Origin of the sequence: Enterococcus sp. RTP21361st1_A6_RTP21361_211029, from assembly GCF_040910045.1 — a bacterium.
Classification (GTDB): Bacteria; Bacillota; Bacilli; order Lactobacillales; family Enterococcaceae; genus Enterococcus_D; species Enterococcus_D gallinarum.
In genome coordinates, this window is record NZ_JBDGBK010000020.1 from 32,124 (window position 1) to 46,762 (window position 14,639).

The 14,639-nt window shown below is 39.9% G+C and carries 9 protein-coding genes; 5 read left to right on the plus strand and 4 right to left on the minus strand.

Annotation, left to right across the window (positions count from 1 at the left end; all coding sequences use genetic code 11):
* Positions 1–19 precede the first annotated feature (19 nt).
* The 3 genes from AB5Z52_RS05590 (at position 20) to AB5Z52_RS05600 (ending at position 6,714) form a co-directional block, all read left to right on the plus strand.
* Entirely contained in the window at positions 20–3,001 is a 2,982-nt protein-coding gene (locus tag AB5Z52_RS05590; protein ID WP_288551553.1) for a glycoside hydrolase family 2 TIM barrel-domain containing protein, read from the plus strand.
* A gap of 4 nt (positions 3,002–3,005) precedes the next feature.
* Positions 3,006–4,532 (plus strand): alpha-N-arabinofuranosidase, encoded by a 1,527-nt coding sequence (locus AB5Z52_RS05595; RefSeq protein WP_288551554.1) that lies wholly within the window; start codon positions 3,006–3,008, stop codon positions 4,530–4,532.
* A gap of 61 nt (positions 4,533–4,593) precedes the next feature.
* Positions 4,594–6,714, plus strand: a complete 2,121-nt coding sequence (locus AB5Z52_RS05600; RefSeq protein ID WP_288551555.1) for a glycoside hydrolase family 95 protein — start codon at positions 4,594–4,596, stop codon at positions 6,712–6,714.
* A gap of 213 nt (positions 6,715–6,927) precedes the next feature.
* On the opposite strand, the gene AB5Z52_RS05605 is transcribed toward AB5Z52_RS05600, so the two are convergent.
* On the minus strand, positions 6,928–9,540 hold the full coding sequence (locus tag AB5Z52_RS05605) for an HAD-IC family P-type ATPase (protein ID WP_288551556.1): 2,613 nt from the start codon (positions 9,538–9,540) through the stop codon (positions 6,928–6,930).
* 251 nt (positions 9,541–9,791) lie between these two features.
* On the opposite strand from AB5Z52_RS05605, the gene AB5Z52_RS05610 reads away from it, so the two are divergent.
* Entirely contained in the window at positions 9,792–10,439 is a 648-nt protein-coding gene (locus AB5Z52_RS05610; RefSeq protein WP_288551557.1) for an HAD family hydrolase, read from the plus strand.
* A gap of 343 nt (positions 10,440–10,782) precedes the next feature.
* Complete coding sequence (locus tag AB5Z52_RS05615) at positions 10,783–12,120, plus strand: amino acid permease (RefSeq protein ID WP_288551558.1); 1,338 nt, start codon at positions 10,783–10,785, stop codon at positions 12,118–12,120.
* Between the two features lie 89 nt (positions 12,121–12,209).
* Here AB5Z52_RS05615 and AB5Z52_RS05620 read toward each other — a convergent pair whose 3' ends face one another.
* The 3 genes from AB5Z52_RS05620 to AB5Z52_RS05630 all read right to left on the minus strand — a co-directional run.
* A complete protein-coding gene (locus tag AB5Z52_RS05620) occupies positions 12,210–12,569 on the minus strand; it encodes a hypothetical protein (protein WP_368243576.1) in 360 nt (119 codons plus the stop codon).
* A 641-nt stretch (positions 12,570–13,210) separates the two neighbouring features.
* Positions 13,211–14,227, minus strand: a complete 1,017-nt coding sequence (locus tag AB5Z52_RS05625) for a hypothetical protein (protein WP_368262199.1) — start codon at positions 14,225–14,227, stop codon at positions 13,211–13,213.
* Positions 14,110–14,639: helix-turn-helix domain-containing protein (locus tag AB5Z52_RS05630; RefSeq protein ID WP_368266841.1), on the minus strand; the 530-nt coding region annotated here is incomplete at its 5' end. The genes AB5Z52_RS05625 and AB5Z52_RS05630, both read right to left, overlap by 118 nt.

The window sequence follows — 14,639 nt, forward strand, 5'->3', positions numbered from 1 at the left end:
ATGAAAGCGAGAAAAACGAATGTTTAAGACAAACTACTTGTCAGATCCCAAACGCATTCATGAAAATAGACAAAGCCCGCGAAGTTATTATCTTCCCTATGCTCCAACGGAGGATCATGACAATTCTTCTCGAGTTTTGTCATTGAATGGTTTTTGGCGATTTCGATATTTTCCGTCTCATCTAGATGTTGAAAGGGAGGGGTTTTTTACTGATGATTTTTGGCAAAATAGTCACCTGATTTCTGTACCTAGTAATTGGCAAATGGAAGGGTATGGGCAACCGCACTATACGAATATACAATATCCATTTCCAATCAATCCACCCTATACGTTTTCTGAGATTCCGGTAGGTGTGTATCGATATGATTTTAGTTGTGACTCTCAACAAATGCAGCAATTTCTTAGGTTTGAAGGAGTGGATAATTGCTTTGCGTTGTATCTTAATGGTAAATATATCGGATTTAGTAAGGGCAGCCGCAATCCAGCTGAGTTCGATGTAACCGCTTCTATCGAAAAGGGAGAAAATCAACTTGTCGTCGAAGTTTTTCAATGGTCCGATAGTTCTTATATTGAAGATCAAGATATGTGGTGGTTGAGTGGCATCTTTCGTGATGTAGTTTTGCTGCATCGCCCTCAAGAATGTATCTGGGATTTCCACATTCAAACATCATTTGACAGCAACTATGAGAATGGTATTTTGACTATCGATTTCCCGGTAATTCATGGTGATCAGCTCGATTGCGAAATTTTTTTAGAAAAAGAATCCATTGTCTTCCAAAAAAAGATCGTGATTGATAAAGAAAACCATCATTTTTCTTTTCCAGTCGTTTCACCCAAACAATGGACTGCTGAAACGCCAGAATTGTATCGGTTGCGCTTTGTCACTTCAGAAGAGGAAATTTGTCAGGAAATCGGTTTCAGAGAAGTGGCTCTTTTGGAAAACAAAATTTGTATCAATGGCAAGCCAATTTTATTTAAAGGGATCAATCACCATGAGTTTCATGAGACGAAGGGGCGAGCGCTGCCAAAAGGTTTCTTAGAAGAAGAAATCCGGTTGATGAAAGCAGCGCATTTTAATGCCATTCGAGCAGCTCATTATCCCCATAGTCCTGAATTTTATCAGTTGTGTGATCGCTATGGATTATACGTGATGGATGAGGCGGATTTAGAGTGTCATGGAATGGGGAGTACCGGAGATAAAAATTATTTGAGTAGCAATCAAGAGTGGGAGGAAGCTTATCTTGATCGCATGAAACAAATGGTCGAGCGAGACAAAAATTATCCTTCAATCATTATCTGGTCGGTAGGAAATGAGTCTGGCAACGGAACAAACCATGAAGCAATGATTCGTTGGTGCCGCGAAAAAGATCCTACTCGTTTGATTCATCATGAAGGAGAGTCTCGTGATTGTATTTCAGAAACAGATGGGCGCTACTTTAAAGATGTTCAGCAAGCCGATTTTAATTCTAGAATGTATGCGACGATTCAGGAATTACAAGAGGTCGTAGACAATCCACAAGTAATCAAACCATACATCCTTTGTGAATATGGACATGCGATGGGAAACGGTCCTGGTTCGTTGAAAGAATACTGGGAAATGTTTTATAAAGAACCGCAATTACAAGGCGGTTTTTTATGGGAATGGAAAGATCAAGGAATCAAAGCAAAGCGAGAAGGGCAACCAACCTATTTATATGGTGGTGATTTTGGTGATATTCCTAATGACTACAATTTTGTTTTGGATGGGTTAATGACCCCTGATTTACAACCATCACCCAGTTATTTCGATATTCAACGACAACAAGAACCAATCACCATCGATTTTTCTTCGTATGAAGTCGGAAAAATATTCCTACGCAACCGCAATCAATTCAAGGACTTGTTAGGTATGAAGTGTTGTTTTGAAATGAAACGAGATCAAGAAGTGTTGATAAGCAAGATCGTGACAGTTCATTTACCCCACGAGAAAGACGTCGAAGTGATATTACCTAGCGAACTGACACATGCAGAAAAGGGCAATCTGCTAAAAGTGCAGATTTTTGATGATCAAAAAACGCTTCATGGCAAATTAGCTAGTATTGTCGCAGCTATGCCAATCGAAGGAGACTCTCTACCCGAGCAAGAACCTGATTCACTCCTATTTAAGGAAATTCAGGATGATGCAAAAATGTTGCTGCTCCGAAATGGGACAAACTATTTGAGAGTAGATAAAACCACTGGTAAATGGCAGTTCATGAATGAGCACCAAGACATTTATCTAGCTTCTCCAGAAAGTGTTTTTTGGCGGCCGACAACAAACAATGATTTTATTTCTAGTGAAATATGGCGGGAATATGGTGTCGATCGCATGGTGACAAATTTAATGAGCTGCAGCATTGTCGCCAATGATTCTGAGAAATTGAAACTATCTTTAAAGGAAGCAATCGGGCCAGCAGGAAAGTTTTGGCACATTGAGCAAACAACGAATATCACTTTTTTCAAGGATGGACGAGTCACCTATGAAATATCTGGGGAGCCTAAAAACGATTATCCACTGACAGTTCCTCGTATCGGACTTGTTTGGCAGCTGCATAAACGATTTACGAAAACTTGCTGGTCTGGAAAGGGACCTAAAGAAACCTATGCAGATACTGAAAATGGCAGCTACTTTGATGTGTTTTCTCAGGCAACAGATGAACTGAGTTTCCACTATTTATATCCACAAGAAAGTGGCAATCATTGCCAGACGAAGTGGGCGACATTCAAGTCGGACAATCAATTAACACTCAAGTTCCAAGGAAACCCTTTCTTTAATTTTAGTGTACATGCTTATTCTGCTGCGGCTATTGATTCCGCACAACATATTCATGAACTAAAAAAAGCAGACCGCTATTATTTGTACATCGATTATCAACAGCACGGGATTGGTTCCAGAAGCTGTGGTCCGGATGTACTAGACAAATACCAACTATATTTACAGGACTATCATTATCAATTTGAGATAAGAATAAAAGGAGTGTGATCAAGTGAAGGCTAAGACCCGTATTTCACAGACACAACAAATTTCGAGAATCGATCGCCGAATTTATGGTTCATTTATTGAACACATGGGAAGAGCAGTTTATGAAGGTATTTATCAACCAGATCATGAAACGAGTGACGAAAATGGCTTTCGGCAAGATGTTTTAAAACTTATCAAAGAATTGGCAGTACCAATTGTTCGCTATCCTGGAGGAAATTTTTTGTCTGGCTATCGTTGGGAGGACGGCATTGGGCCAAGAGAAAAGCGACCTAAACGACTCGACTTAGCGTGGCAAAGTATTGAAACGAATGAAGTAGGTTTACATGAGTATATGCGTTGGGCTAAAGAATGCGATACTGAAGTGAATATGGCCGTTAATTTGGGAACGCGGGGCATCGATGCAGCGCGTCATCTAGTGGAGTATTGCAATTTTGAAGGAGGCACCTATTGGTCTGATCTTCGAAAGCAAAATGGAGACGAAAAACCCTTTGCAATCAAAACCTGGTGTTTAGGCAATGAGATGGATGGAGATTGGCAAATCGGGCATAAGACTGCAGAAGAATATGGTCGTTTAGCAGAAGAAACTGCCAAAGCGATGAAATGGGTAGATGATTCAATTGAACTAGTGGTGTGCGGCAGTTCCAGCAGTTCTCGCCCGACATTCGTAGATTGGGAACTAACGGTACTCGAGCACACATACGAATATGTCGATTACTTATCACTGCATCAATATTATGACAATAAAACTGACAACCTTGCTGAATTTTTAGCCAAGTCAGAAGATATGGACCGTTTTATCAAATCAGTAATCGCCATTTGCGACACGATGAAAGCAAAAAAAAGAAGTGACAAGACCATGATGTTGTCCTTTGATGAATGGAATGTCTGGTACCATTCCAATGAAGAAACCGCAGCGCAAAAGCCATGGACGGTAGCGCCTCACATTTTGGAAGACATCTACAATTTTGAAGATGCTTTACTTGTTGGCAGCATGCTCATTACATTATTAAAGAATTCTGACCGAGTGAAGATTGCTTGTTTAGCGCAATTGGTGAACGTAATCGCACCGATTATGACTGAGAAAAATGGGAGAGCTTGGAAGCAGACCATCTTCTATCCGTATCAACAAGCTTCATTGTATGGACATGGTAAAGCACTAACTACAAAAGTTGATGTAGCAACTTATGATACCAATAAAATCAAGAATGTGCCCTATCTTGACAGTATTGCTATTTTAAACGAAGAAAAAGATGAACTAGTTATTTTCTCTGTTAACAAGCATAGTGATGAAGACATTACATTCACGGTTGACTCTGATTTGAGATTGGCGCGGGTCATTGAGGCTACTGAAATGGCTGATTACGATACAAAAGCAGTTAATGGACCAAATCAAGAGTTAGTTGTCCCTTGTGATTCGAAGGAGCGGATAGTGATAGATGGAGGAAGCGTCACAATCAGCACAAAGCCGCTTTCTTGGAATATGACTAGAATTAGGTTGAGCGAAAGAGATCAAAAGACTATGACTGATTAATCAAGGAACAATACTTTTTCAAGAACAGCCATAGGTCTTTTTTATGATGGAGGTCCTCGAAATGAATTTTTTCTTTACAAGACCAGCGCAGGAATGGGAGGAAACGCTACCTATTGGGAATGGTAGTCTAGGGGGAATGATCTTTGGAAGCTTTCCTGAAAAAATTGGCTTGAATGACGAAGCACTCTGGTCGGGATACGAATATGACAAAAATCGGCCAGAAGCTGCAAAGTATTTATCAGAAATTCGACAAGCTATTTTGGAAGGCCGTTATCTAGAAGCGGGGCAACAAGTGGAAGAGGCTTTTCTAGGAAATTACACCGAGAGCTACTTGCCTTTGGGAAATCTGATTATTACACAACCAGACCAACAAGGAGCGATTGATCAGTATCGTCGTTGTCTTGATTTAAGCAGAAGTAAAGTAGAAATAACATACCAAGGAACGAGAGGTGTTTATCAGCGCGAGTATTTTGCTAGTTATCCTGACCAAGCCTTGTGGGGAAGATTTGTTGCTCCGGAAGCAGAATCTATTAGTATTGCTTATGAGTCACAGTTACACTCAAAAGTTGTCTACTATGCTAATGAAAGCTGTGTTGAAATACAGGTTCAATGTCCGGAACATGTCAATCCAAACTATATAAGCAATGAATGGGATTTTGTTCAAGGGGCTCGCGGGGAAACACATACTTATGAATTAATTATCGAGCAAACGGATGGAAATCTTGTTTTTAACAACGATCGACTTATCGTTGAAAATGCCCGAAACGTATCATTTCTTTTTAGAAGAAAAGGGCCAGGAAAAGTTCCAAGCTTTATAGAAGCTAAAAAGCGTCACAGGAAAGACTATCAAGAACTGTTCAATCGAGTGGAGATGTATTTGGGCGACCAAGTTCATTTGCCGCTGAATGAACGTATTGCAAGGGTAAAAGAAGGTCAGTCAGATCCTGGACTAATCGCTTTATATTTTCAATATGGACGCTACTTATTGATCAGTTCTTCTCGTCCTGGGAGTCTGCCGAGTAATTTACAAGGGATCTGGAGTTGGCAGCTGAGAGCGCCTTGGTCATGTAATTTCACAACAAATATCAATTTAGAGATGAATTACTGGTTAGCGGATACTTGTAATTTACACGAATGCTTTGTACCTTATAGTAACTTTATTGAACAACTCTCTAACGCAGGAGAAAAGACCGCCTTCCTTCACTACGGTGTAGCAGGATCCGTGTGTCATCATAATACAGATCGCTGGTTTACAACCAATCCAGTGGGGACTCCTTATCGATCTCAGACTGGTAGAGGAGATGCTTCTTGGGCGATGTGGCAAATGGGCGGGGCTTGGCTAGCCAGCGATTTATACCGGCACTATGAGTACACGGGAGATAGGACATACTTGAAAGAGGTGGTCTATCCAGTATTGCGAAAGTCTGTTATGTTCTTAGTCAATACATTAATAGAAAGTGACGGAATATATCATAGCTGTCCCTCGACGTCACCAGAGAACCTGTTTTTTGATGCTGCTGGCAACAAATGTTCATTGCAGCTATCAACTGCAATGGATATCTGCTTGATCAATGAAAATTTTGATTTCTTCCGGTTAACTTGTGAATCACTAAATATCCATGATGATTTATTGGCTAGAATGAAGCGAATCCAACCATTTTTAGCAACTGTAAAAATTGGGTCAAAAGGTCAAATTTTAGAATGGCAAGAAGAATTTGAAGAAGTGGAACCTGGACATCGCCACGTTTCCCATCTTTATGGCGCATACCCTGGTGAACTTTATAGAACAGATGAGCTTTTAAATGCAGTGAGAAAGTCAATTTCTCTGCGATTAAAAAATGGTGGGGGGCATACCGGATGGAGTAATGCTTGGTTAATCAATTTATTTGCTATCTTAGGAGATTCAAAGCAAGCCTATCAACATATTCAGCATGCCATTTTGGAAGCTTCGTATAGTAATCTTTGGAGCAAACATCCGCCATTTCAGATTGACGGTAACTTTGGTGTGGCCGCCGGGATCGCCAATCTGTTTGTCCAAGATCGCAACGGACGTGTTAAATGGTTGCCTGCATTACCAAGTGAATTGAAAGATGGCTTTGTCAAAGGACTGAAAATCAAAGGGAATCGGACCGTTGAGATGCAGTGGAAAAACGGTGAGCTGATCAGAAAAAATATTTATTAAAAGCCTTCTGATCAAGAGTTTATAACGAAAATAAAGTAGACGACGTGACGAGCCAACTATTTATAGGCTCGCCACGTCGCTTTTTAGTCATCCCCGAACGCAATCGTCGTCTCTTCCCTAAATGTCTAGATACTATTTGAACTAGTGGTTAAGGCCAATAGTATCAATACTAGTAAAAGTCGCATTCATCTGGGGAAAGTTTGCTATTGCTTGTTATTCTAATGAATTGAACTGCTCAGAATAGGTTTCATTCAGAATCACTCGAGTAATGTGCTTTTCCGATTCGACTAAAAGAAACAGTAAAAAAGCAGGAAGAATACTTATCAGCATATTGTTCAAGCTTAATGAAGTTGTTTGGACGATTCTCTGCAGCGGCGGGAAATAAACCATAGCTAATTGTAACAGGGCCATAACTAGCAATGAATAGATCAAGGCTTTGTTTTGCTTGATTCTATTACTGAAGGCAAACCCAGTGATCTCACGACAATTTAGCATGTAAAATGCCTGACCAAAAACAATCGCATTGATGAGAACGGTTTGTCTTGTGGCTTCATCACTGAATAAATTCATGGTAAGGAATCCAAAAAAGGTCAAAAGGATACCAACGTACAGGATTCGAAACAACGTATATTTGGAAATGATTTTCTCATTCATGTCTCGAGGCGCACGGTTCATGATCATTTTGTGCGCTGGTTCAAAGCCTAGCGCATAAGAAAGCGTGATGGACGCGACAAGATTAAGCCAGAGAATTTGAACGGTGGTCAATGGCAAAGGCATGTTTCCCAACATGGAGACGATCAGTAATAGACCTTGTGCCAAGCAAGTCGGCAAATAGAAGAGGATTGTCTTTTTTATATTATCAAAAATTCTGCGACCTTCTCTAATCGCTTTGGCAATTGTCGCAAAATTATCATCGATCAGAATCATATCTGCCGCTTGTTTGCTTACGTCGCTCCCTTTGATCCCCATAGCAATACCGATATCGGCTTTTCTAAGTGCGGGTGCATCGTTCACGCCATCACCTGTCATCCCTACGATCTCACCTTGTTCTTGTAGAGACGTCACGATTTGAAGTTTATGTTCTGGAGTTGTACGGGCAAAAATATTGGTATTTTTCACAACTGTGTGCCATTCATCTGCTGACAAGCGATCCAATTCAGTACCAGTAATTGCTCGATCAGCATGATTGATTCCTAGTTGCTGAGCGATCGCTTTGGCTGTTGTTGGGTGGTCTCCGGTAATCATTACTACTCTGACACCCGCTTTCTTGCAGTCTGAAACGGCTTCTAACGCGGACTCTTTCGGCGGATCAATAATCCCTGCTAGTCCGATCATTACTAGATCATTTATTTCATCATGGGTTAAGACGGCATCGTTTGCCACATCCTTGTAGGCAAAAGCAATCACTCGCTGACCTTCAGAAGCAAGCGATGAGTTGACTTGTTCCCATTGCAGGCGATCAAATTTTTGCATAGTTCCATCGATATGAGCTGCGGAAACTTTCGTCATAATGACATCCGGTGCGCCTTTGACAAAAATACGTTTCTTGCCATTAATTATATGACTTGTAGCCATATATTTGTATTTTGAATCAAAGGGCAACGTCTCTACACTTTCTATTCGTTGAACGCCAATTCGATTTGTCCATTTCAATAATGCCAATTCAGTCGCATTTCCTGTCACCGGACAATGAATATCATCTACACTTTGTGTTTCTTGACAATTTTGCATGATTTCAGCTAACAGTTCATTCTTTGGGGAATCTCCTTGGTTTGTCTTCGACACATCGATCACTTGATTGTTTGCAAACAAAGTAGTTAACGTCATGTCGTTTTTAGTCAAAGTTCCGGTCTTATCAGAACAAATTACCGTCATAGACCCAAGTGTCTCTACCGTAGGCAATCCTTTCACGATCGCATTTTGCTGAGACATATTTTTGACCCCGGAAGACAGAATGATTGACAAAATTGATGGTAAGCCTTCAGGGATAGAAGAGACAATCAGCGCAATAATCGCTGAGACGATATACAAGATGCTCATATCGTAAATGAAATAGCTGATCAGTCCAAGCAAGAAAATGAACAGTCCAATTCCTTTAAAGATCGCATGATTCATTTCATTGACCTTTTTCAGTAAAGGTGTTTCTTTCACTTCGATCGATGCTAGCGATGCATTGATTTTGCCAATCTCAGTTTCGGAACCAATCGCGACGACGATGCCTTTTCCTGTCCCTGATTGGACTTGCGTTCCAGAGTAAGCCATATTGGTTCGATCCGCTAAAGCTGTCTGCTCATCTAAGCGAGTGACGGTCTTCACGACGGCATCAGGTTCGCCTGTCAAAATCGACTCATCGATCTTCAATTCACTCACGGATTCGATTCGTAAATCAGCAGGGATAATATCGCCTGGAGCCAAATAGACGCGATCGCCAGGAACTAGCTCTTCGGCATCGATAGAAATTCTACCATCTTTGGTTTCGATAGTTGCTTTTGAGCTGAGAAGTTTTGTGATACTCGATAACGATTCGTCTGCTTTTCTTTCTTGGTAATAACCGATCAGAGCATTCAAGATAACAACTAATAAAACGATTGCTCCTTCAATAAAACTTCCTGTAATAAACTTCAAAGCAGCGGCACCGATCAAGACATACATCAGTGCGTCATTAAAGTATGAAAGAAACTTTTTCCATTCGGGTGTTTTTTCTGAAGCAGTGAGTCTATTTTTCCCATATGTTGTTTGATAATCTGTACGTGTCTCCGGGGTGATCAGTTCGGTACTCGTTTCTGATCGTACTGCTTCGATTTCTAAATTGTGCCAATGTTTCATCTTTTTCCCTCCATATTCTTTACATACTCAGCATAAAGGTTAGAGTCGTTCTAAGGTCAACAGATATTTTTGATTTTTTTGAAAAAAAGTTCGATTTCTTTTTTATTTACCAGATGTGATCGATACTTAGGGCTAAATTCTGCTTGCACTCTACATTTTTCAGACGAGCCAGTAACAAGCCAATGATTGTTTTCTATCAAAGAATAGGATACGATGAATAAAACTTTTTGATCGTGAAGGAGGAGTAAGTAATGAGAACCAAGGGATTGATTTTTGACTTTGATGGGACACTAGGTGATTCTAGAGAATGTGGAATATTGGCAACGCAAAAAGCATTTAGCGACATAGGTCTAATGGTTCCTGATGAGAAAACGATCGAATACTACATGGGGATTCCTATTGAAAAATCATTTCTAGAGATGGCAAACAGGCAATTATCTGAAGAGGAATTAATGGAACTTCTCACTATTTTTCGAAGCCATTATCACTTTTTTGAAGAAAAGCTGCTCAAGGTGTTCGATGGTATCCCTGAATTACTGGCATTTCTTAAAGAGCAAGGCATCAACTGTTTTGTGGTTTCCAGTAAGAAAACCGATATATTGAATCGAAATTTGAAGGGATTAGGCATTGCCGCTTTTTTTGCAGAGACTATCGGATCGGATAAAGTGATGCATTATAAGCCGCATCCTGAAGGGATAACCATAATTTTGAAAAATCATGGGTTGCATAAAGAAGAGGTGAGGATGATTGGTGATGCGACCTTTGATATCGAGATGGGGCAGGCAGCCGGTGTAGGCACTGTTGCTGTTGCATGGGGAAGCCATACGAAAGAAGCCTTATTAGCTACTAGGCCGGACTTTTTCATTGATCATCCACTGGATTTGATTGAAACACTGTAAAGCTGTTTTGGCTAATTTGGCCAAAAAACCAGCTGCTTTCCAGCCGTTGAAACACGTTTTTCTGCTTTTATTGAAGTGGAAAAACGTGTTTTGTTTGTTAACGGATTGTCACCCTTTTGATAGAATAAGAACGTTTCTTTGAAGGGACTGAAAAAGATTAGAATATAATAGAATTTTCAGAAAAAATAGATTGTTTTTTCATTTTTTAGTTGCAATAGGTTATTTAACTGTGTATGATCTGGGCAAGGAGCTTAGCTCCGTTATTTTTTTGAAACCAGTTATAAAAATGATGATTTTTTTGATTGATTTCATTTACGCCTATCAGAGAAACAAGGAGGATCATATGAAAGAAGAAAATCAATTAAAAAGACAAATGAAAACTCGCCACATTACTATGATGGCTCTTGGCGGAGCGATTGGCGCTGGTCTCTTCAAAGGAAGTGGAGAAGCGATCGACTTAGCCGGACCTTCGGTATTACTCGCCTTTATTTTTTGTGGACTTATTTTATTTATGGTGATGACAGGACTTGGAAAGCTGGTTCTAGAAGATCAAAAGCAGCATGGCCTTTCTGGATTGGTCCAACCGTATCTGGGGTTGCATACGGCTGATTTTATCGATTGGCTTTACTGGTCGATGTGGATGATCAATATCATTGCTGAAGCAGTGGCAGCTGCCAGCTTTTTGCAGCTTTGGTTTCCCAATATTCCGGCGTGGGTTTTTGTTTTGATTTTGGCGCTTTTAACAACAGCCATTAATCTTTTCTCTGTACGTTTGTTTGCAGAAACGGAGTATTGGCTCTCCTGGGCAAAAATCAGCGTAGTGATTGCGTTGATCATTATTGGAATCTATCTAGTCGGCACACAACTACTTGATATTGGCTTCTTGCCGACCTTTAGTCAAATCACTGACCATGGTGGTTTTGCCCCTCATGGAATTCAAGGCTTTATCAACTCATTGCTAGTAGTTATTTATTCCTATGGTGGCTCAGAATTAGTGGCAATCACAATCAGTGAAGCAGAAAATCCGAAAAAAGCGATCCCTAAAGCGATCAGAGGGGTCATGACACGGATCACGGCTTTTTATATTATTCCGTTGTTTCTATTACTGATTATCTACCCGTGGAATCAGTTAGCGGATCCGAATGTGAGTCCATTCGTGATGGTCTTTCAAAAGATCCATTTGCCTTTCGCGTCGGACATTGTGAATTTGGTGATTATCTTGGCTTTATTTTCTTCGATCAATTCAGGGATCTATGCGTCTTCGCGAATCCTGTATTTCCGACTGAGCAACAATGGCAATGCTAAGCATAAATTTATTGCTTTAAATAAAAATAGTGTCCCGCAACGAGCAATCATGTTTTGTAGTGGAACGCTATACTTAGGTGTTGTGCTTTCCTATTTTTTAGGAGACAAATTGTTTGGCTATTTAGCTGGTTCTCTTTCCTACACTGTTCTTTTAATCTGGCTATTGATCAGTCTGGCCGCTTTCGTCTTAGCCATTAAGCAAAAGAATCTTTTTCGTAAAGGCTATTTAAGTTTGGCGATCATTTCCCTCGTCTTGCTATTTCTGGGGATTTTGATCACAAATTCGATTGCCGTTACTGGTTTTACAGCGGTGTTATATGCAATCATTTTTCTCAGCTTTTATCGTCAACATAATCGGAAAGAAAGCAATCTTTGAAAGAATAAATGAAGCAACGAGCAATCAATCGTAGTTATCGTTTGGTGGAAAGACGACTGCTACCTCTGTTTTTGAGAGGTAGCAGTTTTCTATTTATCTGACTTGACAACGAGCAAACCAACTTGTTCACTACTGTGAAGATTTCTGTTATATTCTCTAAAGCCATCGCGGACGATGACTGAATAATCCGCCTTCAGATCGATGACAGCTTTTAGCACTTTGATAAGGGCATGATCGTAGATATTTCCATTGATCACGACCTTTGCGTCCCTCTCCGAAATTTGGTCTTTTAGTTTATGACATAACTGATCAGGGGATCTTAATAATTCATGGATTGTGATGAAATAGATGATTTCGTTAGGGGAGTGCCCTAAAAAAAAATCTTTTTCCACGGTTTGCTTTGTGGATTGCTGCATTTGTTGTTTTAAATAATCATCGATTCTGGACACTCATCTGTTCTCCTTACATATAGAAATAATAAAAACGTGGGGTAGCGCGTTAATGAATCTCATGAGATTTGAATAGTTGGGAGGAGTGGCAATCATTTGTTGCTTCAGACAAAAAATCCGCGTTATCATTTTGCCTTTTCATTGACTGGCTCTATCCAAAACATTGAAGTAGTCAACAAATGACCAAACCAACTAACTCAACAATCAACTTTCAATTGTAGAAACATTTCTTAGTTTCAACCTCCTTCTTTCTTTGTTGCAAGTGTCCCTAATAATAAGAATCGGTTGATTCTTCAAAAAATTAATCAGAAAAGTATTTATGAGAATGATAGCAGGTTGAGAGCCGATTGTTCGAAGGTGTGAAGCTATTCAGGGAAGTGCTGCTTGAAAAGAAATTGTAGTGAAAAAAATACTTTGACTGTAGATTATCTATCAAGACCATCTGATTACTAGTAAAAAAAACAATCTGTCAGCCAATTTGGAATAGTGACAGATTGCTTATACGATTCTTTGTCAGCATCAGATAAGAGATTATCGTCTTTCTGCAACAATCACCAACTGGAACTAACGAATGCTGTAGCAAGATGGGGGATGGAGCAGGATCTCCTATTTTTCTCAATGACTAACTGCATGCTTGAGTTTCAATGGTGCGGACGATTTTGCTGGGTCAGATCCTCGAGGGCTTGATGGATCGCCAACAAATCAGGTAGTGTGATTTGGGCATTGATCAGTAATACAGGGACTTTTTCAAAGGTTTCAGTCAACGGTGTGGTACTTAAGCAAAGATCATATGCCTCTTGGTCAAAGTGTTCGCGAATATCAATATTATAAAAGCCTTGAAAAGGCATTTTGATCAGTTTTTTTATTGTCAGTGAAACAGCTAAAGGTAAATCTGTCTCCAGTTTGATTCTGATTCGCTTCTGAAATGCTCCTGGAGACACTACTTGTGTCCAAGCGGTTGCGACATGCAGCGCAAGACCATTGCGATTGAGTGGTTTATCGTGATACAAGTTGGTCTGTTCCAAAAGTTTTTCCGACTGCATTTGCAGTTCCGGGAAATGATCCGAGAGAAATTGGGCAGTATCATAACCTGCTAAAGAATAATTGGTTTTTCCAAAAAGTTCAATGGATAGGATGCCGTTTAAAATAGTATTCAAAATCAGATTTTTCTTAGAAGGTACTAACGGGCTTTCTCCATAATGTGCAGTCATCGAAGCAATCACTTCTTGAATGGCAGTGGGTGTTTTCTTCAGATTATTCATTGAAAAATAGCTCGCTAGCTGAGATTCATTAAAAGTACGGTCGAAATTTGATTGCAACCAGAAAAAACAAAAACGCTGTTCGTTTTCTGGAAACAAGAAATGTTTGAAAAGTTCATCTGCTAAATGAGTGAATATGTTGGTGTCCAGATTAGTCACCTGTTGAAACAACTGTAAATCTTCACCCGCGAGAGAAGGCTGCATTTCCAATGAATCCGTTCTTATCGACTGACCTTTACGAAAACGTAAAATAGTGACGGCAAGAATATACGTCGTCATTTTCAATTCGATTTTATTGAAAGGAATCTGGTTGTTCTGATAGAATTCTTGAGCGATCGTTTCACATTTTTTTGCAAGAGTCCCTTGAACGGCCATTGCAACCCAGAGAATGTTCGCCAAAAGAAGGCAACCATAAAATATCTGATTCTTGCTTCGTTGCCAATCAATCGGATCATGCCTTTTTGTTTTCGCAAAGAAAAGCCAAGAGGAGTCAATGCGTTTCCTAATTCATAAATTCTTTTACGAACAGTCGATTCAGAGAAAAAATTGTTAGCAGAAAATTGGATCAAGTTGATCTCATTTTGCAGCAGCAAGGTTTTAAGTAGTTGAAAAAAAGGATTGGATGCTAAAAACTGACTCGTCAATCGTTTATAGTCTGTTTTGGTGCCGCTGAATTTATACCCGGATCCGTGTTTGGCAATTAGGATCTCGTTTTTTTCTTCTTGATTGTTTGTCAGCTGTTTGGTCAATGAGTCAAAGCTCTTTTGGACAGAACGACGATCGAGACCTAATGTTTGACTGATTTCTTCTA